We start from the raw sequence: 18,703 nt of genomic DNA on the forward strand, positions 1-18,703 counted from the left end.
ACTCACGAGCATCTACAGGTTGACCGTCAACTCGCTTACCGGAGGTGAGCCGCTGTGGCACTCTCGATTTCGGCGGCAGTGCTGCTGCTGATCATCGTCGTCCTGCTCATCAAGAAGTCCGGGTTGAAGGGCGGGCACGCGATCGTCTGTGTGCTGCTGGGGTTCTACCTGGCGAGTTCATCGGTCGCGCCGACGATCGACGACCTCGGCAACAACGTCGCCGACATGATCGGCGACGTCAAGCTCTGAGCCGCGGTCCCGGAGGTTTTCCCGACGCTCCACGGTAGGCGATTGTTCGCACCGGGTTCACCGTGGCTGCCGCCGGGCTCGTAGGCTGTTTCCATGTCCCGCCCGTCATCCACCACCGCCCGCGGCGGAAGCTCCCCCGGATCACGTCCGGGGGGACCCCCATCGCGTCCCGCGACCGGTCCGTCACCGACCGTCCGTCCGGCGAGCGCCCCGTCGGCGCCTGCCGAACGGCGGCTGCTGCTGGTGCACGCGCACCCGGACGACGAGTCGATCAACAACGGCGCCACCATGGCCCGGTACGCGGCCGAGGGGGTGCGGGTCACCCTGGTGACCTGCACCCTCGGCGAGGAGGGTGAGGTCATCCCGGCCGGGCTGGCCCACCTGGCCGCCGACCGCGAGGGCGGCCTGGGCGCGTACCGCGCCGGCGAGCTGGCCGCCGCCATGCGCGAGCTTGGCGTGACCGACCACCGCTTCCTGGGCGGGCAGGGCCGGTTCCGCGACTCCGGGATGATGGGTCTGGAGCAGAACCACCGCCCCGGCGCCTTCTGGCGCGCCGACGTGGACGAGGCGGCGGCCCACCTCGTCGAGGTCATCCGCCAGGTGCGGCCCCAGGTACTGGTCACCTATGACCCGAACGGCGGATACGGCCACCCCGACCACATCCAGGCGCACCGGGTCGCGATGCGCGGCGCCGAACTCGCCGCCGAACGGGCCTTCCGCCGCGACCTCGGCGACCCGCACGAGATCTCCCGCGTCTTCTGGAACTGCGTCCCCCGGCCGGTGGTCGAGGAGGCCTTCGCCCGGCTGCGCGCGGTGGTCCCGCAGCCCTTCCCCGGCGTCGGCGCGCCGTCCGACGTCCCGGGCGTGGTGGACGAGGACGAGGTGACCACGGTGATCGACGGCACCGCGTACGGGGCCGCCAAGGCCGCGGCGATGCGCGCCCACGCCACCCAGATCGAGGTCGCCGAGCCGTGGTTCGCGCTCTCCAACGGGCTGGGGCAGCCGCTGCTGACCACCGAGTACTACCGGCTGGCGCGCGGCACCGCGGCCGCCGGGATCGAGCACGACCTGTTCGCGGGGGTGACCCGATGACCGCCGGAGACCGTCCCGGACGCGCCCGCGCGGGCACCGGGGGAGCGGGCACCGGCCGGGCGAAGGCGTCGGCCGGGAAGCCGGCCGGGGCGACCCGCGCGCCGGCCGCCGGCCGCGGCTCCGCCGCCTCCGGAGGAACGGGCGGGGCCCGATCCGGGGGCACCGGCGCGGGCTCCGGACCGGGAGCGCGTCCGGGCGGCTCCGCGCCGGTGCCGCCGAGCGGCGCGGCCCGCGCGCTGCGCGCCGGGGCGTACCTGCTCCTCGCGGTGCTGGGCGTGCTGACCGGCATCGCCGGAGCGCTGGTCCAAGCCGCCTGGTTCCCGGGCGGGTTGCTGCTGGCGCTGCTCGGGCTGACGGCCGTCACCTACGGCGGGGTGCAGCTGACCCGCACCCGGATGGGCGGGGTGATCCCCGCCGCCGGCTGGGCCGTCGTGGTGCTGTTCCTCACCACCACCCGGCCGGAGGGTGACTACGTCTTCGCCGTCGGGACCGGCACCTACGTCTTCCTGCTGGGCGGGATGGTGGCCGGTGTGATGTGCGCCACGATGCCGAAGGTGCCGCAACCGGGCGGCCGTTACGTCCGACTTGGTAAGTGACGGGACGTTTTCCGCCTCACGCGCCCGGGGCCGGGGGCCCGGCGCCGGGCCGGGGCCCGCTCCGGCGACGCGGCGGTCGCCGCCTGACCGCCGCCGGTGCCCAGTATGGTGGTGCGCGCCGCCGAGCCTCCCCTCGCCTACGGCATGGGGAACCCCATCGCGCGAATGAGACGGGCGGCGGAGTCAACCGGGAGAACCTGCATTGAGCCGTGAATCTGACAGTTCGTCCTCCGGAGCCCGGGGTGGCGGCGGTACCGCGTACCCGTCCGGGACCCCGCCGTACGGATCGCGCCAGTACCCGTCGCTGAATCCGACGCAGCAGGCCCCGCAGGACGGTGCCGACGAGGCGGAGGCGCGCGCCGCCGCCCTGCCGGAGGAGCCGAGGACCGAGACGACGCTGACCACCCGCATCAAGATCAACATTCCGGGGTCGCGCCCCATTCCGCCGGTCGTCATGCGCAAGCCGGTGGGCGAGGAGGGTGCGTCCGGCGCGGGCTCCGGTGCGGACGAGGAGCGGTCCGGCGGCACGGCTCGCCGTGACGCGACCCTGGACATGGGCGGCCGCGGCCGGCGGGAGTCGTCCGCCCCCGCCGCGGAGCCGGAGGGCGGGGACAGCACCGAGCGGACCAGCGACTGGTTCGCCCCCCGCAAGCAGGTTCGCCCCGCGCGGCCCGCGATGGCCGACCAGCTCACCGGTCGCTCCGGCGGCCCGGACGCCGCCGCATCCGCCCGCTCCGGCGCCGCGGAGCCGGAGACCACGCAGCAGTTCCCCGCGCCGTCGCCGCCCGAGGCGCCCGGACACCGTGCGGACCTGCCGTACTTCGGTGACGACCCCACGCCCACCGGGCCCACCGCGATCACCCCGGACCTGGGCTTCGGCGCCTCCCCCGCGGCCGGCCACGGCCGGGACGACGAACCGGTCGGCGCGGGCCACGACTACGGCCTGCCGGACGGCGGGTACGGCGGCGGCCTCGGCGACGCGGGCGCCGGCGACCCGCACGGCGGTTACCGCGACACCCACTCCGGCGCGGGCGACCCGGGGGCGGGCTACGGCGGCTACGGCGGTGACCCGGGTGCCGGATTCGCCCCGGACGGCCCGTCGGCCACCACCGGCGAACACCTGCTCGACCCCTTCGCCCCCGGTCCGGGCTCCCCCTACGGGCCGACCACCACCGGCACCGGGGAGATGCCGGTGCCGCCGGGCGACCTGTTCGGCGACCGGCACCCCGGTCCGGCCACGGGCACCCCGCCGGTCCCGGGCGGCCCCACCCCCACCCCGCCGCACGGCTCGCCGGTGCTCGGCGGGCAGGGGACCGCGCCCGAGGAGCCGGTGGGCCGGACCGTGGGACCGAACCTGTTCCGCGACGACCCGCTGCCGGACCGGGGCGGCGCGTCCTCGCACGTCTCCGGTGACACGCTGGTCGGCGGCATCCCCCCGGTGCCGCCCGCCGACCGGAAGAAGAAGACCGGGGCGGGGCAGGGAGCCGGCTCGGGTTCCGGATCCCGAGGGGCCGGTGCCGGCGCGCGCTCCGGCGGCGGTTCCGGCAAGGGCCCCCGATCCGGTTCGGGTTCCGGTTCGGGCTCGAAGTCCTCGCCGTTCCCGACCTTCGAGGGCGACCCGTCCGCGCTGGACGCGCTCACCGCGGCCAGCAACTCCGCCCCGCCGTCCCCGCCGGCCGCCGCACCCGCGGCCAAGCCGGCCGGGAAGCCCGCCAGGAAGGGCCGCAACAAGCTGGTCCTGCTCGGCGCGGCCCTGGTCGGTGTGGTCGGCGTCGCCTACGCGGCGGGCCTGGTGATGAACCACGCCGACGTGCCCAACGGCACCACCGTGCTCGGGGTGGACATCGGCGGCAGCTCCAAGGAGGAGGCCGTCGAGAAGCTCGACAGCCGGCTCGGCAAGCGCGCCCAGGCCCCGCTGAAGGTCACCGTGGACGGCGAGCAGCACGAGCTCAAGCCGTCGGTGGCCGGGCTGTCCCTGGACACCGAGGGCACCGTCCGGGACGTCGCCGGCCGCGACTACAACCCGGTGAACGTCATCGGCTCGCTCTTCGGCGGCACCCGCACCGGGGGCGACCCGGTCGTGGTGGACGAGGAGAAGCTCTCCGACGCGCTGGAGCGGCTCGCCGGGGAGTCCGGCACCGCCCGGGAGGGCACCATCAAGTTCGTCGCCGGCAAGGCCGAGCCGGTCTACGGCCGGCCCGGCAAGGGGCTGGACGTGGCCAAGGCGGTCGCGGCGGTCTCCGCGGCGTACCGGGACCGGGCCGAGACCGGCCAGGACCGGGCCGTCGAACTCCCGGTGGTCACCCGTCAGCCCAAGGTCGGCAGGGACGAGGTCGAGCGGGCGATGAAGGAGTTCGCCGAGCCGGCCCTGTCGGGCTGGGTGTACGTGCGGGCCGCCGGCCTGGAGGTGCCGTTCAGCGAGCAGAGCATCGGCGAGCTGCTGTCGATGAAGCCCGGTGCCGACGGCACCCTGCAGCCGGTGATCGACACCGAGCTGCTGAAGGAGAAGTACGGCCACATGTACGACCAGGTGGTCATCGAGGGCGGCGCCGGCGACGTCCCGCTGAGCCCGCAGCACGCGGCGGCCGCGATGGTCGAGGCGCTGCGGAAGACCGCGCCCGCGCCGCCGGAGAAGCGGGTGGCGACGGTGCAGGGGGCCAAGCTCGCCTCCTGACCGCCCGCCGGGCACCACGACGGGGCCGGTCCGCCACAGCGCGGACCGGCCCCGTCGCCGTTCCGGTCCCTGCCCTCGGCCGGCCGGCCGCTGGCCGGGCCGGGGCGAGCAGGCGACAGGGCCCCGGGCGGGGGCCGGGCGTGCCGCACATCAGAGGCCCATCAGAGGCCGGGTGGGCAGGGCCCCGGGACGGAGCAGAGCCGACCGGGCAGGGGGCGGGCGGCTACGTGGGGGCCGGGCAGGGGGCCGGGAACAGGACATCGGGGGTCGGACGGCAGCGGACGGGGGGCAGTGGGGCCTGCCGAGCCCCTGTCGGGCCGTCGCCGGGCCCGCGTGCGGCCCCGCGCCCGGTCCGGCCGTCCCGACGGTCCGGTGCCGGTCCGGCCGTCCCGACGGTCCGGTGCCGGTCCGGCCAGCTCGCCACGGCCCGCCCCGGGGTCAGTTGAGCAGCGCGCGGGCGGCCCGGGCCTGCCGGCGCACCGTCTCGGCGGTCTCCGGCTCCACCGCCGCCACCACGTCCGCGTACTCCTCCAGCTCCCGGGCGCCCAGGGCGAACTCGCCCCGGCGTACGAGCAGCTGGGCCCGCTCCAGGCGGAGCCGGGCGGGGTGGCTGGGCAGCAGCAGCGACAGTTCGATCGCCCACAGCTGGACCGCGGACCGCTCCGGCCGGGGCGCGGCCCAGGCGCGGATGTTGTTGAGGATGCGCAGCATGATCTCCAGCGGACCGGCCGGCACCAGCAGGGCGGGATCCAGCGGTGCCCCGGTCGCGCCGCCCACCAGCCGCGCCGCGTCCGCCGTGGACAGGACCCGGCCGCCGTCGAACGGGTCCACCAGGACGTCCTCCCCGTAGGGGTCGCCGAACCCGACCACGAAGTGCCCGGGCAGCGCCACGCCGTGGACCGGGGCGCCGGCCCGGCGCGCCACCTCCATCCAGACCACCGACAGCAGGATCGGCAGCCCCCGGCGGCGCTCCAGCACCCGGTGGAGCAGGGAGGACTCCAGCCGCCGGTACTCCGCCGGGGTGCCGTGGAACCCGCACTCCCGGCCGAGCACCCGGCCCACCGCCTCGGCCCACCCGGCAGGCCCGGCCGGGGCGTACGGCAGCAGCCCGGCCAGCCGGTCCAGCTCCATCTGCGCGGCGTCCATCCCCGCCTCGTCCAGCTCCGGGTCCGCCTCGGCCCCCACCAGCAGGCACAGCAGCGCCAGATCGGGGCGCTCGTCGCGGGCCGCCTCGGCGAACCGTCGCCGTCGGTCGGCGGTGTCCGGCGCGTCCTCACGGGGTCCGCCGCTGCCCGGGATGTCGTTCATCGCCCGTCCGTCCGTGTCCGGTGCCTGTGCCGTGACCCGCCCGGCGCCCGCCGCCGGACGCCGGTCGGCCCTGGTCCGGCCGTGGGCCCGTCAGCCCTGGTCCGGCCGTGGGGCCCGCCAGTGATGGTAGGTGTGGTGGCGGCGGAAACCCATGCCGTCGTAGAGCGCGCGGGCACCGTCATTGTCCGCCTCCACCTGGAGGTACGCGGCCGACGCGCCCTCCGCCAGCGCCTGGCGGGCGAGCGCGGCCATCACCTCCGTGGCCAGGCCCTGCCGGCGGCTCTCCGGGGCGACCTCCACGGCGGTGAACCCCGCCCAGCGGCCGTCCACCACGCACCGGCCGATGGCGGCGGGCGCCCGGACCTCCGCCGGCTCCGCACCACCGGTCCCGCCGGCACCTTCGGCCCCGCCGGCCGTGCCCGCACCGCCGGTCCCGCCGGCCGGGCCGGAACCGGCCGCCGGGCCGGTGGCCGACGGCGCCAGGCCCCCGGTGGTGTCCGCACCGGCCGGGACGGTGGCGAACCAGACCGAGGGGCCGCCGTACAGCACCTGGACCACCTCCGGCCCGGGCCGGAGGAACCGCTGGTAGCGGTCGAGCCAGCCGGGCGGGAGGTCGCGGGAGAGCGTGACCCGACCGGTGTCGTCGGTGAGGTCGGCGACCGGCGCCAGCGCTCCGACGCGTATCTCCGCGTTCACCTCCCGCACCCAGCCGCGCGCCTGCAGCTCGGCGGCGAGCCACTCCTGGGTGCCCGCCGCGCCGGCGCTGAGCTGGAGGTAGGCGGGGAGACCGCGCTCGCCGTACCAGGCGGTGACCCGCTCCAGCGCGGCGTCCAGCGGCAGGCCGGGATCGCCCAGCGCCAGCACCGAGTTGGCGCGCCGGGTGAAGCCGCCGGCGGCGCGCAGCCGCCACTCGCCCAGCGCCTCGCTCTCCAGCGGGGGCCAGGCGCGGGCGGCGACCCGGTCCAGCTCCCGGGCGTCCGCCGCCGGACCCCGGCGGCGGACGGGGGTGGCCGGCACGACCTTCCCGGCCACCAGCGCCGCCTCCGGAATCCGGACGGTGTCGCCGGATCTAGGTGTGATCTGCAACACTTCGTCGGTCCATGATGTGAGCACGCCGACTGCGTCCGTGAACCTCTCTTGAGGTTTGGCGGATTCGTACCGGTACCGTACCGACACGCGTTTTCCCACGTCAGCGGGGGTAATGCTCACCTCGAAGCGTCCGCCGGTGGTGAAATCCACAACCCTCTCCGCCCCTCATGTTCGACTGGTGCCCAAGAACGGAGATACTAGGTGCGGGCATCGACGACGCCGCGCTCCCGCGCGCCCGCGGCGGAACCGCAGACCGGTCCGCCGGCCTTACCGAGGAGGAACGACAGCGTGACCTACGTCATCGCGCAGCCTTGTGTCGACGTGAAGGACAAGGCTTGCATCGAGGAGTGCCCCGTCGACTGCATCTACGAGGGTTCCCGGGCCTTGTACATCCACCCGGACGAATGCGTCGACTGCGGAGCCTGTGAGCCGGTGTGCCCGGTTGAGGCGATCTTCTACGAAGATGACACTCCTGAGGAGTGGAAGGACTACTACAAGGCGAACGTCGAGTTCTTCGACGAGCTCGGCTCGCCCGGTGGTGCCTCCAAGCTCGGTCTGATCGAGCGGGACCACCCGTTCATCGCCGCGCTGGAGCCCCAGAACCAGTAAGCGCGACACGGCAGCGAGTGCCGGCGCCGCCCCGGTCCCGTACCGCCCGCGCCTCCCCCGCCCCGGTGGGAGAGGCGGTCCGCAGCGGTACGGGGCCGGGGCGTGTCGCGTACCCGCACCCCGGACGTCCGGCGGGGCCGGGGAGGGCCCGGCGGCCGCCCGGTGGTGTCCCGGCGCCCGCCCCGCCGGCCGTCCCGGTCCGGACGTACGTCACGGCTCGGACGCAGGTCCCGGCGCGGACGCACGCCACGGCCCGGAGTAATGCCACGGCCCGGACGGTCGTACGGCCGTTCCCGGGCCGGTCGTACGGTCGCCCCGGGCCGGGCCCACGGGTGGGCCGGCGGCCGGGCGGGGTGGTTTCCGCCGGTCACGGGGTCGTGTTCCGGCCGGAAGTGCGAATGTGTTCCCGCGGCGCGGTGCGGCACCGGGCCTGCGTGTCCCCGACCGGCGCCCGTCCGTGGCGTCCGTGAAGGGCCGCCGGCCCCGTGGTGTCCGTGCCGGCGCCCGGCCCGTGCGTCCGTGCCGGCGCGGCGTGCCCGGCAGCGGTGCCGGGCACGCGTCCAGGAACCGTTCGAGAAAGAAGAAGCACGTGTCCGCAGTCTCCAGCCGCCTCCCGGTCTTCCCCTGGGACCGCCTCGAACCGTACAAGGCGACCGCCGCCGCGCACCCGGACGGCATCGTGGACCTGTCGGTGGGCACGCCGGTCGATCCGGTGCCCGGGGTGATCCGGAACGCGCTCGCCGCGGCGTCCGACAGCCCCGGCTACCCGACGGTCTGGGGCACCACCGCGCTGCGGGACGCGCTCACCGGCTGGGTGGAGCGCCGGCTGGGCGCCACCGGCGCGGACCACCGCAACGTGCTGCCGCTGGTCGGCTCCAAGGAGTTCGTGGCGGCGCTGCCCGCCCAGCTCGGACTCGGTCCCGGTGACCGGGTGGCCTTCCCGCGCCTGGCCTACCCCACCTACGAGGTGGGCGCCCGGCTGGCGGGTGCCGAGCCGGTCGCCTACGACGAGGTGACCGAGCTGGACCCGGCCGGGCTGAAGCTGCTGTGGCTGAACTCCCCGTCCAACCCCACCGGGCGGGTGCTGGACGAGGACGAGCTGCGGGCCGCGGTCGGCTGGGCCCGGGAGCACGGCGTCCTGCTCGTCAGCGACGAGTGCTACCTGGAGCTGGGCTGGACCGCCGAGCCGGTCTCGGTGCTCCACCGGGACATCTGCGGCGGCAGCTTCGACGGGCTGCTCGCCGTCCACTCGCTCTCCAAGCGCTCCAACCTGGCCGGCTACCGGGCCGCGTTCGCGGCCGGTGACCCGGCGGTGCTCGGCGAACTGCTCACCGTGCGGAAGCACTCCGGCCTGATGGTGCCCGCCCCGGTGCAGGCCGCCACCGTCGCGGCACTCGCCGACCACGAGCACGTGGGCGAGCAGCGCGAGCGGTACGCCCGCCGCCGTACCGCGCTGCGCGAGGCGCTGGAGGCGTACGGCTTCCGCATCGAGCACAGCGAGGCGTCGCTGTACCTGTGGTCCACCCGCGACGAGCCGTGCTGGGAGACCGTGGGCGCCCTGGCCGAACTGGGCATCCTGGTCGCCCCCGGCGAGTTCTACGGCCCGGCCGGCGCCCGGCACGTGCGGGTCGCCTTCACCGCCACCGACGAGCGGGTGGACGCGGCCGTCCGGCGCCTGGCCGGCTGACCGCCGGCTGCGGGGTGGTCACGGCGGACCGCCGGGCGCCGCGGGTACGGCGGACGGCCGGCCGCCGTGCGGGTACGGCCGGCCGCCGGCCGCGGCGGGGTCACGGCGGCCCTCACGGCACCGGGGCCCGGGGAGCTGGAAACGCTCCCCGGGCCCCGGTGTGACGGCGGACCCCCGCGGCGTACGGGCCGGCCCCGCGCGGGCCGCCCGGCACCCGGCCGGGCACGGGCCCCCGCGCCGCGGCCGGCGGCCCGGACCGCGGTGGGTCAGCGGCCGACCGCGGGCAGCGTCCGGACCGGCAGCTTGTCGGTCGAGATCACGGTGCTGACCGGCAGGTCCTTGGTGCCGGGCAGGCCGGGGGCAACCTTCGCCTTGCCCGGCTTGACGCCCTTGCCCTTGGCCTGGGCGCCGGGCAGGTACGCGCCGGTGACGGACCTGGTGGCCTTGGTCAGGGACTTGCCGGCCGCCGGAAGGCCCTTGTCGCTCACCCGGCCCGCCGTCTTCCCGAGCTTCTTGGTGGTGCTTTCGGCGGAGGACCCCACGTCGGCGAGGTCCGGAGTGCTGACGCCGCTGAGGTTGGCGACCTTCGGCAGCTCCGCGGCGCCGGCCGCGCCGGCGGCCCCGACCACCGGAGCTGCGCCCGCTGCGACCAGCAGCGCGGCTCGGGCGATCCGACGCGTGAGGGGGAGGGACATGATGCTCCTTCGCGGGGAGGGACGTTGAGATCTGCTGTCCGGCGGGCGGACGCTGTGCCTATCGCCATCGGACGCGGGAAGGTTTCGGTGCGCTCGGGTAAAGAATCGGCAATGCGTCGCATCATCGTTTCCGCGGGAAAACCGGTGATCCGGCTGTCCGACCAGGGGCGGAGGAAACGTATCGGCGTTCCGCTGACCGTGTGGTGACGACCCCCGCCGGGGCCTCGCGGGGCGGGTGGCGGCCGTCAATACCGGCACCGGGCAGGGGCCCCCGCGGGTGACGGGCCGTACTAGTGCGCGACGGTGAGCCGGACCTCCCCGTCGGCGGGCCGGCCGGTGCGCCGCCAGCCGTCCGCGGAGTTGTCCCCGGACCACTCCAGGCCCCGGTAGGCGACGCGTTCGATGCGCAGCTCGGTCGAGTGCGCCACCGCCCAGTACGCCAACTCCCAGCCGCGCCGCGGCGCCTCGCCGTCGTCGGAGCGGACCGGCACCACGATCACCCGGTCGTCGTCCGTCCGTCCGGTCCGCCGCCCGTCCGTGCCCCCGCCGGTGGCGGCGGTGCCGTCCGCCGGGTCCTCGGGGGAGGGCAGCACCCGCGGGCCGAACTCGCGCCGCAGCGTCTCGCGCACCCGGTCCGGGTCGCCGGCCCGCCCGTCGTCCGGGAGCCCCGGGCAGGTGAACGCGCCCTCGGCGCGCCCGGTGAGCACCTCGGTGAGCGCCACCGCGTCCGTCTCCCGCTTGGCGTACGCCTGCGGGTAGCCGCTGAGCTGCACCCGCTGGGCGGCGACGGTGAGCGGGAGCCGGGAGTAGCCGGGCACCTCCACCAGCCGGTCGTAGAAGATCCCGGCCGAGTACACCGGGTCGAGGATCTGCTCCGGCTTTCCCCAGCCCTGCGACGGGCGTTGCTGGAACAGGCCGAGGGAGTCCCGGTCACCGTGGCGGATGTTGCGCAGACCGGACTCCTGCAGTGCGGTCGCGAGCGCGATGGTCACCGCCCGCCGGGGGAGCGCCCGGCCGGAGGCCACGGCCGTTATCGTCGCGGCGTTCACGGCCTGCTCGGGGTCGACCGCCACCGTCTCGGCGGAGGCCCGCGCGAAGCAGCGCGGCGGCCCGCCGCCACCGGTCAGCAGGTGCGCGACCACATACCCGACCACCGCCAGCAGCACGGCACAGGCCGCTCCCGCACGCAGAAGCCGGGCGCGGCTGGAGAAGATCGCAGGGGGCACCCGTCCCACGCTACTGGAGCGCACCCGCCGCGCACCCGACGGGTGCCGGGCCTCCCCACGGCGCGGCCGGCGGACGCCCGTCGCGCCTCCGGTGACGGCTGACGGCGCGTCTCCGGTGGCGCCCGGGCCGTGTCCGGTGGCGCCCGGGCCGTGTCCGGTGGGGCCCCGGGTCGTGTCCGGTGGCGTCGGTGGGGCCCCCGTGCCGTGGCCGTGGGTCGCCGGGCCGGGGCCCGGGACGGCGTGCGGTGGTGGGTCCGCGCGCGCCGGTGCGGTGTGCCGGTGCGTCCGCGCGCCGGCGGCCGGCCGGGCCGGACGGCCGGGGACTCCGGGCGGGCCGGGCCGCCAGGGACGCCGGGGCCGGCGGGGACGCCGGGAGGACCGGGGGCGCCGGGAGGGAAGGGATAGGGTCGCGGACATGGAACACCGCGCTCTCGACTTGTCCCTGGACGCCGCCCGGCTGACCGCCCAGCTCGTGGACTTCCCCTCGGTCAGCGGCGACGAGAAGCCCCTCGCCGACGCGATCGAGCGGGCCCTGCGCGATCTGCCGCACCTGACGGTGGACCGCGACGGGGACGCCGTGGTGGCCCGTACCCGGCTGGGGCGGGCGGAGCGGGTGGTCCTCGCCGGGCACATCGACACCGTGCCGATCGCCGACAACGTGCCCTCCCGTCTGGAGGCCGGCGGGTCCGGCGGGGCGGGGGACACCGGCGGGGGGCGTGCTGTGGGGCTGCGGCACCTCGGACATGAAGTCCGGGGTCGCGGTGCAGCTGCGCGTCGCCGCCACCGTGCCCGCGCCCAACCGCGACCTGACCTTCGTCTTCTACGACCACGAGGAGGTCGCCGCCGAGCTGAACGGCCTCAAGCGGCTGGTCGAACGGCACCCCGACTGGCTCGCCGGCGACTTCGCGGTGCTCCTGGAGCCCACCGACGGCAAGATCGAGGGCGGCTGTCAGGGCAGCCTGCGGGTCCTCGTCAAGACCACCGGACGGCGTGCGCACTCCGCGCGCAGCTGGCTGGGTGACAACGCCATCCACAAGGCGGCGCCGGTCCTGGACCGGCTGGCCGGTTACGTCCCGCGCCAGGTGGAGATCGACGGACTGCGCTACCGCGAGGGACTCAACGCGGTACGGATCGACGGCGGGCACGCCACCAACGTCATCCCCGACTTCTGCACCGTCACGGTCAACTTCCGCTTCGCGCCTGACCGTTCCGAGGAGGAGGCGCTGGCGCACGTCCGCGAGGTGTTCGACGGCTTCGAGGTGGTGCTCACCGACAGCGCGCCCGGTGCGCTGCCCGGCCTCTCGCACCCGGCCGCCGCCGCGTTCGTCGACGCCATCGGCGTCGAGGTGGCGCCCAAGGACGCCTGGACCGATGTCGCCCGCTTCTCGGCCCTCGGCGTCCCGGCCGTCAACTACGGGCCCGGCGACCCCAAGCTGGCGCACACCCGTGAGGAGCACGTACGGGTGGACGCCGTCCTCGCCGCGGAGGAACGCCTGCGCGCCTGGCTCACCGACTGACACGCGGCCCGGGGTACCCGTAGCCGCCCCGGTCGCGCCGGTACGCCCCTCGCCCCGGTCGTCCGTGCCCCGCCGCACGCCGGCTCCCGTACCCCGCCCCCCGGCCCGGTGCCGCGGTTCCCACGCCGGCGGGCGGGCGGGCGCGGTGGCGGGGGGCGGACCGGGGCGGGTGCGGGGCGTGCGGTACGGGCGGCGAGCGGGGGGTACGCGCCCGCTCGCGGCCGGCCCCGCCGCGCCGACGCCACCCGGTCATGCGGCGGACCGCGGGAATTGCGTTCCCCGTGGTCACCTGGGGCCTAGGCTGAACCAAAGATCCGTCCCCGCCGCCGGGCGACCGGCCCGGGGAGGTCCGACGCGAAGGGAGCACACCATGGGCAACGCTGAAGAAGAGCGAACGCTGCACGAGCAGCGGATGGGCCCCGTCGTGCGCCGTCGCGACCAGATGCGGCCCGGCACGACCGATCAGGCCCTGCTGGACACGCAGCCGTCGGCGGCCTGGGTCCACGAGGACCCGTTCCGGGTGATGCGCATCCAGGCGGAGTTCGTCGAGGGCTTCGGGGCGCTCGCCGAACTCGGCCGCGCGGTCAGCGTGTTCGGCTCCGCGCGCACACTCCGGGACTCACCCGAGTACGAGGCCGGGGTGCGCATCGGCCGGGCCCTGGCCGACGCCGGGTTCGCGGTGATCACCGGCGGTGGTCCGGGCGCCATGGAGGCCGCCAACAAGGGGGCCTGCGAGGCGGGCGGCGTCTCGGTCGGCCTCGGCATCGAGCTGCCCTTCGAGCAGGGCCTCAACCCGTACGTCGACATCGGGGTGAACTTCCGGTACTTCTTCGTGCGGAAGACGATGTTCGTGAAGTACGCGCAGGGGTTCGTGGTGCTGCCCGGCGGCCTCGGCACGCTGGACGAGCTCTTCGAGGCGCTGACCCTGGTCCAGACGAAGAAGGTCACCCGTTTCCCCATCGTGCTCTTCGGCAGCGACTACTGGCGGGGGCTGGTGGGCTGGCTCCGCGAGACCCTGGTCGCCGAGGGCAAGGCGTCCACCGCCGACCTGGAGCTGTTCCACCTCACCGACGACGTGGACGAGGCGGTCGCCCTGATGACCAAGGAGATCGGTATCTAAACCCGCCCCCGGGCCGGGCCGCCCCGGCGGTCCGGTGCGGCGCGTCCGGCGGCCGGCTGTGTCCGGCGGCCGGGTGTGTCCGGGGGCCGGCCCGGTCCGTCCGGGGCCCGTTCCGGGGGAAGCCAGCACCGTCCGCTGACCGCTCCGGCGCACCCGGCGGCCGGGTTCCTCCGGCGGGCGGGGTGCGCCCGGGCCGCCGGCCCCGGTGGCCGGCTCCGTCCCGGGCCGCCGGCCCTTGGCTGCCGACACGCGCCCGGTCGCGGGCCGCCGGTACTTCTTCGTCCGCACGATGACGGTCATGGAGTACGCGCGGGGGTCCGTGCTGCCGCCGGGCGGCGGGACCGCCCGGTGACGGCCCGGCCGCCGCGCACGCCTCAGGCCAGCCCGCGGCGGGCGACCGCCGGCGGCCGGTGACCGGCGATGGTCGACACCATGTCCAGCACCTGCCGGGTCTCCGCCACCTCGTGCACCCGGTAGACCCGGGCGCCCAGCCACGCCGACACCGCCGTGGTCGCCAGCGTGCCCAGCACCCGCTCCTTGACCGGCTTGTCGAGCGTCTCGCCGACGAAGTCCTTGTTGGAGAGCGACACCAGCACCGGCCAGCCGGTCGCCACCATCTCGTCCAGCCGGCGCGTCGCCTCCAGCGAGTGCCGGGTGTTCTTCCCGAAGTCGTGGCCCGGGTCGATGAGGATGCCGTCCCGCCGCACGCCCAGTTCCACCGCGCGCTCGGCCAGCCCCAGGGTGACCCGCAGGATGTCGGCCATCACGTCGTCGTAGACCACCCGGTGCGGCCGGGTGCGCGGCTGTGCGCCGCCCGCGTGGGTGCACACCAGCCCGGCGCCGTACCGGGCGGCGACCTCGGCCAGTGCCGGATCGACGCCGCCCCAGGCGTCGTTGAGCAGGTCCGCGCCGGCCTCGCAGACCGCCTCGCCGACCTCGTGCCGCCAGGTGTCCACGCTGATCACCACGTCCGGGAACCGCCGCCGCACATCGGCCACGAAACCGACCGTGCGCCGCACCTCCTCCGCCGCCGACACCTCTTCGCCGGGGCCGGCCTTCACCCCGCCGATGTCGATGATGGCGGCCCCCTCCGCCACCGCCTGCTCCACCCGGGCCAGCGCGGGCTCGTCGTGGAAGGTCGCCCCCTGGTCGTAGAAGGAATCCGGCGTCCGGTTCACGATCGCCATGATCACCTGCTCGTGCTCCGCGAACTCGCGCCGTCCCAGCCGCAGCATCCCTGCTCCTTCTCCCGTGGTCCCGTCGGTGGTCACGGCCGTGCTCGCGGCCGTGGACGTAGTGGTCCCGCCGGACCGTGCCCCGGTCGCGGGCCGGTCCGCCGGGCGGCCCCGTGTCCGGTGCGGGCCGGGCGGACCGCCGTCTCCGTCGAATCCAACATGATCGGCGCGGCGGGACCAACCGGCTCCCTCCGGCCACCGCGCTCGGCGCGTCCCCCGGGGCATGGCACGATCGGGGCGGACGGATGCCGTACGCGCGCCCCGGGGAGAAGATCGTCGTGTTCGTGTTTTTGCTCATCGCGCTCGTCGTGGTGATCGGGGCGGTCACCCTCGCCGTGGTCGGAGGCCGGGAGAACGGTCCCCTCGCCGACGCACCGCCCGACCGGCTCCACTGGCCGCTGCCGGCGGACCGGCCGCTGAACCGGGCCGATGTGCAGGCGGTGCGGCTGCCGCCGGCGCTGCGCGGCTACCGGATGGCCGACGTGGACGACGTCTTGGAGCGGCTCGGCGCGGAACTCGCGGAGCGGGACGCCCGCATCGTGGAGCTGGAGTACGCGCTCGCCCGGGCCGGCGCCGGGACCACCGGGTACGGGTACGGCAGCCCGGCCGCGGAGGGCGGCGACCGGGGCCGGGACGGCCGTCCGGCCGGGACGGGCCCCGCCGGCTCCACCGTGGCCGCGCCCGTCCCCGTCCCGCCGGAACACGCGCCGTTCGCCCCGGGCTGGGCCACGGTCCCGCCGGAGCAGGCGCCGCCGGGCGGGGAAGCGGACGGTACGGGCCGGGACGGTACGGGTCAGGACGGCGCGGGCGTGGCGGGTACGGGTCAGGACGGCGCGGTGGTGCCGGAGGCGGACGGTACGGCCGCGCCCGCCGGTACGCCGGTCGGCGGTGTGCCGTCCGCCGGCGCGCCGGAAGAGGGCGGGGCGGAGGCGGCGGAGGACCGTTCGGGGGAGAGCCAGGAGCTGCCGGGCACCGCGAACGAGGACGGCACCCCGGCCGACGGCCGGGACGGGGTCGAGCCCTCAGCCGCGGACCGGGAGGCCGTTCCGGCCGACGCCCGGGACGCCACGACGGACGCGACGGGTCCCGGGGGCGGGACCGACCCCGGCGACGGAGCGGCCCCGCAGGACGAAGCGGGCCCGGAGAAGGGGACGGACCCGCAGGACGGAACGGGGCCGGAGAAGGGGACGGATCCGCAGGACGGAACGGGGCCGGAGAAGGGGACGGATCCGCAGGACGGAGCGGGCCCGGAGAAGGGGGCGGGCCCGCAGGACGAAACGGGCCCGGAGAAGACCGCGCACCGGGAAGAGCCCGCGCCGCGGGCCCAGGGTGCGGACGGGAACGACGAGAAGGGCGGGGAGCGATGACCGGCAAGACGGTGGTGACCGGGGTGGACGGGCTGGCCCGCTGCCCGTGGGGCGGACTGGAACCGGAATCCGCGGCGGACTACCGCGCCTACCACGACGAGGAGTGGGGCCGCCCGGTCCACGGTGACGACGCGCTGTACGAGCGGATGTGCCTGGAGGCGTTCCAGTCGGGGCTGTCCTGGCTCACCATCCTCCGCCGCCGGGAGGGCTTCCGGGCCGCCTTCGACGGCTTCCACATCCACAAGGTGGCCGCGTTCACCGACGCCGACGCCGACCGTCTCCTCGCCGACCCGCGGATCATCCGCAACCGGGCGAAGATCGCCGCGACCATCGCCAACGCCCGGGTGGCGGCGGAGCTGGAGCCCGGCGAGCTGGACGCGCTCATCTGGTCGTACGCCCCGGACCCCGACGGCAGGCCGGTGCCCCGGACCTTCGCCGACGTGCCCGCCATCACCCCGGAGTCCACGGCGCTCGCCCGGGACCTCAAGAAGCGGGGCTTCCGCTTCATCGGCCCGACCACCGCGTACGCGCTGATGCAGGCGTGCGGGCTGGTGGACGACCACCTCGCCGACTGCCACGTCCGCCTCAACCGGGCCTGACCGTCCGGCGGGGCCGGGACCGGCCCGTCCTGGCCGCGGCCGGCCCGTCGGGGTCGAGGCCGGCCCGTCGGGGTCGAGGCCGGCCCGGGGCCGAGCCGCCCGGCGGACCGACCGAGGCCCGACGGCGAACGGACCGCGGGCGGCTGGCCCGCGCCGGTCCGGCGGTCCCCGGGCCGGCCGGCCGGTGGCCCGTCATCCCCGCCGGCCGGTCGTCCCCCGGTGGCCGGTTCACCTGCGGTCCGCCGGGCGGCCGGCAGGCGGCGTCAGCGGCCCAGGAACGTGGGCCGCTCCTTCTTCACGAACGCCTCCACCGCGATCCGGTGGTCCTCCGACGCACCCGCCCGGACCTGCAGCTCCTCCTCCTTGGCCAGCGACTCGGCGAGCCCGTGGCCGGCCGAGAACGCCAGCGACTCCTTGATCGCCGCATAGGCGGCTGTCGGACCGTCCGCCAGCTGCCGGGCCACCGCCGCGGCCTCGGCGGCCAGGTCGGCGGCCGGCACCACGCGGTTGGCGATGCCCAGCTCCAGGGCCTCCGCCGCCTTGACGCCGCGCGGGAAGAGCAGCAGGTCCGCGGCGCGGCTGGGGCCGATCAGCCGCGGCAGGGTCCACGACACGCCGGAGTCGGCGGTCAGCGCCACACCGGCGAAGGAGGTGTTGAAGGAGGCGGTGTCGGCCACCACCCGGTAGTCCGCGGCGAACGCGAAGCCCGCGCCGGCCCCGGCGGCCACCCCGTTCACCCCGGCCACCACCGGCTTGGGCATCTCGGCGATCGCCCGGGTGATCGGGTTGTAGTGCTCCCTGACGGTGCTCATCACCTCGCCGCCGCCCCCGCCGCCGGCGGCCTCGGCGAGCAGGGCGATGTGCTCCTTGAGGTCCTGGCCGACGCAGAACGCGCGCCCGGTCGCGGTGAGCAGCACCGCCCGCACGGCCGGATCGGCGGCGACCTGCTGGAGGATGTCGCGCAGCGCCTCCTTGAGCTCGATGTTGAGGGCGTTCATCGCGTCCGGGCGGTTCAGCGTGATCGTCGCCAGCCCGTCGGTGAGCTCGTAGAGCACGGTGTCGGCCATGGATGGGGGTCCTCTCCGTCGCTGCGGTCAGCGCTCAGCATGCCGGAGATCACCCATCGCCGACATGTGACCTGCGTCAAAGAACCGACCCGCCGTCCGGGGCCGGCGCGGGCGGAGTATCGCAGCCCGGTCGCCGAATTGGGTGGTTTTGTGGGAACGGGATGCGCGGGGGTTGCCGTTCGATGTTGGTCATCGGGTCGTGCCATGCGGGATAATGACCGGGAAGCAATGTGTTCGATGCCGGTGACACGTGCCCGAGCAGAGGGCCGATCGGCTGACGATGAGCTGGTTTCAGGAAGGGGAACGAGCATGGCGGCCATGAAGCCGCGGACGGGCGATGGCCCGCTCGAGGTGACCAAGGAGGGGCGGGGCATCGTCATGCGCGTTCCGCTCGAAGGTGGCGGTCGACTTGTCGTCGAGCTGACCCCCGACGAGGCCGACGCCCTTGGCGACGCCCTGAAGAAGGTCGTCGGCTGAAGGTCCCTGGTCACCACAGCGGTGTGCGCTGCCCCGGCGGGCGGTCCGAGTTCTACGGGCCGGCCGCCGGGGCAGCGGCGTCTCGCCGTCCGTCCG

The 18,703-nt window shown here is 75.9% G+C and carries 16 protein-coding genes and 1 pseudogene; 11 read left to right on the forward strand and 6 right to left on the reverse strand.

Features of this window, described 5'->3' with window-relative positions:
- Positions 1-54: 54 nt before the first annotated feature.
- The 4 genes from IHE55_RS19495 (at position 55) to IHE55_RS19510 (ending at position 4,611) form a co-directional block, all read left to right on the forward strand.
- Entirely contained in the window at positions 55-249 is a 195-nt protein-coding gene (locus IHE55_RS19495; RefSeq protein ID WP_197990190.1) for a hypothetical protein, read from the forward strand.
- Positions 250-489: 240 nt separating this feature from the next.
- The gene (mshB, locus tag IHE55_RS19500; protein ID WP_307826896.1) at positions 490-1,341 is read left to right on the forward strand and encodes an N-acetyl-1-D-myo-inositol-2-amino-2-deoxy-alpha-D-glucopyranoside deacetylase; all 852 of its coding nucleotides are present in this window, start codon (positions 490-492) and stop codon (positions 1,339-1,341) included.
- Between the two features lie 209 nt (positions 1,342-1,550).
- The gene (locus IHE55_RS19505) at positions 1,551-1,937 is read left to right on the forward strand and encodes a DUF6113 family protein (protein WP_197990192.1); all 387 of its coding nucleotides are present in this window, start codon (positions 1,551-1,553) and stop codon (positions 1,935-1,937) included.
- Positions 1,938-2,139: 202 nt separating this feature from the next.
- A complete protein-coding gene (locus IHE55_RS19510; protein ID WP_197990193.1) occupies positions 2,140-4,611 on the forward strand; it encodes a peptidoglycan binding domain-containing protein in 2,472 nt (823 codons plus the stop codon).
- A gap of 438 nt (positions 4,612-5,049) precedes the next feature.
- Here the strand turns inward: IHE55_RS19510 and IHE55_RS19515 are convergent, their stop codons facing one another.
- A complete protein-coding gene (locus IHE55_RS19515; RefSeq protein ID WP_197990194.1) occupies positions 5,050-5,919 on the reverse strand; it encodes a transglutaminase-like and tetratricopeptide repeat-containing protein in 870 nt (289 codons plus the stop codon).
- Positions 5,920-6,009: 90 nt separating this feature from the next.
- Positions 6,010-7,158: a GNAT family N-acetyltransferase gene (locus IHE55_RS19520; protein WP_197990195.1), complete on the reverse strand. Its 1,149-nt coding sequence runs from the start codon at positions 7,156-7,158 to the stop codon at positions 6,010-6,012.
- A 138-nt stretch (positions 7,159-7,296) separates the two neighbouring features.
- Here IHE55_RS19520 and fdxA point away from each other — a divergent pair, with 138 nt between their 5' ends.
- Together fdxA and dapC are read left to right on the forward strand one after the other, a co-directional pair.
- Positions 7,297-7,617, forward strand: a complete 321-nt coding sequence (fdxA, locus tag IHE55_RS19525) for a ferredoxin (protein ID WP_197990196.1) — start codon at positions 7,297-7,299, stop codon at positions 7,615-7,617.
- 589 nt (positions 7,618-8,206) lie between these two features.
- On the forward strand, positions 8,207-9,304 hold the full coding sequence (gene dapC / locus IHE55_RS19530; protein ID WP_197990197.1) for a succinyldiaminopimelate transaminase: 1,098 nt from the start codon (positions 8,207-8,209) through the stop codon (positions 9,302-9,304).
- 266 nt (positions 9,305-9,570) lie between these two features.
- On the opposite strand, the gene IHE55_RS19535 is transcribed toward dapC, so the two are convergent.
- Positions 9,571-9,999, reverse strand: coding sequence for an ATP-binding protein (locus IHE55_RS19535; protein WP_197990198.1), 429 nt, complete (start codon positions 9,997-9,999; stop codon positions 9,571-9,573).
- 290 nt (positions 10,000-10,289) lie between these two features.
- On the reverse strand, positions 10,290-11,234 hold the full coding sequence (locus tag IHE55_RS19540) for a hypothetical protein (RefSeq protein WP_197992119.1): 945 nt from the start codon (positions 11,232-11,234) through the stop codon (positions 10,290-10,292).
- A gap of 406 nt (positions 11,235-11,640) precedes the next feature.
- Between IHE55_RS19540 and dapE the strand changes: the two are divergent.
- Together dapE and IHE55_RS19550 are read left to right on the forward strand one after the other, a co-directional pair.
- A pseudogene (gene dapE / locus IHE55_RS19545) lies at positions 11,641-12,742 on the forward strand (succinyl-diaminopimelate desuccinylase).
- A gap of 370 nt (positions 12,743-13,112) precedes the next feature.
- Positions 13,113-13,862: an LOG family protein gene (locus IHE55_RS19550; RefSeq protein WP_197990199.1), complete on the forward strand. Its 750-nt coding sequence runs from the start codon at positions 13,113-13,115 to the stop codon at positions 13,860-13,862.
- 374 nt (positions 13,863-14,236) lie between these two features.
- Here the strand turns inward: IHE55_RS19550 and folP are convergent, their stop codons facing one another.
- The gene (gene folP / locus IHE55_RS19555) at positions 14,237-15,097 is read right to left on the reverse strand and encodes a dihydropteroate synthase (RefSeq protein WP_197990200.1); all 861 of its coding nucleotides are present in this window, start codon (positions 15,095-15,097) and stop codon (positions 14,237-14,239) included.
- Positions 15,098-15,342: 245 nt separating this feature from the next.
- On the opposite strand from folP, the gene IHE55_RS33205 reads away from it, so the two are divergent.
- Positions 15,343-16,464, forward strand: coding sequence for a DivIVA domain-containing protein (locus IHE55_RS33205; protein ID WP_372442697.1), 1,122 nt, complete (start codon positions 15,343-15,345; stop codon positions 16,462-16,464).
- Positions 16,461-17,063, forward strand: coding sequence for a DNA-3-methyladenine glycosylase I (locus tag IHE55_RS19565; RefSeq protein WP_197990201.1), 603 nt, complete (start codon positions 16,461-16,463; stop codon positions 17,061-17,063). The genes IHE55_RS33205 and IHE55_RS19565 overlap by 4 nt, the downstream gene beginning before the upstream one ends.
- Before the next feature lie 263 nt (positions 17,064-17,326).
- Here IHE55_RS19565 and chcB read toward each other — a convergent pair whose 3' ends face one another.
- Positions 17,327-18,130 carry a 2-cyclohexenylcarbonyl CoA isomerase gene (gene chcB, locus IHE55_RS19570; RefSeq protein ID WP_197990202.1) on the reverse strand — a complete coding sequence of 268 codons (804 nt, stop codon included), beginning with the start codon at positions 18,128-18,130 and terminating at the stop codon, positions 17,327-17,329.
- A 309-nt stretch (positions 18,131-18,439) separates the two neighbouring features.
- Here chcB and IHE55_RS19575 point away from each other — a divergent pair, with 309 nt between their 5' ends.
- Complete coding sequence (locus tag IHE55_RS19575; RefSeq protein ID WP_003966491.1) at positions 18,440-18,607, forward strand: DUF3117 domain-containing protein; 168 nt, start codon at positions 18,440-18,442, stop codon at positions 18,605-18,607.
- Positions 18,608-18,703 lie beyond the last annotated feature (96 nt).

This window comes from Streptomyces pactum (genome assembly GCF_016031615.1).
GTDB classification, from domain to species: domain Bacteria; phylum Actinomycetota; class Actinomycetes; order Streptomycetales; family Streptomycetaceae; genus Streptomyces; species Streptomyces pactus.

Excerpts from the sequence above, each read along its gene's own strand:
- IHE55_RS19515 (WP_197990194.1), bottom strand. The coding sequence starts at position 5,919 with ATGAACGACATCCCGGGCAGCGGCGGACCCCGTGAGGACGCGCCGGAC.
- IHE55_RS19535 (WP_197990198.1), bottom strand. The coding sequence starts at position 9,999 with ATGTCCCTCCCCCTCACGCGTCGGATCGCCCGAGCCGCGCTGCTGGTC.
- IHE55_RS19550 (WP_197990199.1), top strand. The coding sequence starts at position 13,113 with ATGGGCAACGCTGAAGAAGAGCGAACGCTGCACGAGCAGCGGATGGGC.
- folP (WP_197990200.1), bottom strand. The coding sequence starts at position 15,097 with ATGCTGCGGCTGGGACGGCGCGAGTTCGCGGAGCACGAGCAGGTGATC.
- IHE55_RS33205 (WP_372442697.1), top strand. The coding sequence starts at position 15,343 with ATGCCGTACGCGCGCCCCGGGGAGAAGATCGTCGTGTTCGTGTTTTTG.
- IHE55_RS19565 (WP_197990201.1), top strand. The coding sequence starts at position 16,461 with ATGACCGGCAAGACGGTGGTGACCGGGGTGGACGGGCTGGCCCGCTGC.
- chcB (WP_197990202.1), bottom strand. The coding sequence starts at position 18,130 with ATGGCCGACACCGTGCTCTACGAGCTCACCGACGGGCTGGCGACGATC.
- IHE55_RS19575 (WP_003966491.1), top strand. The coding sequence starts at position 18,440 with ATGGCGGCCATGAAGCCGCGGACGGGCGATGGCCCGCTCGAGGTGACC.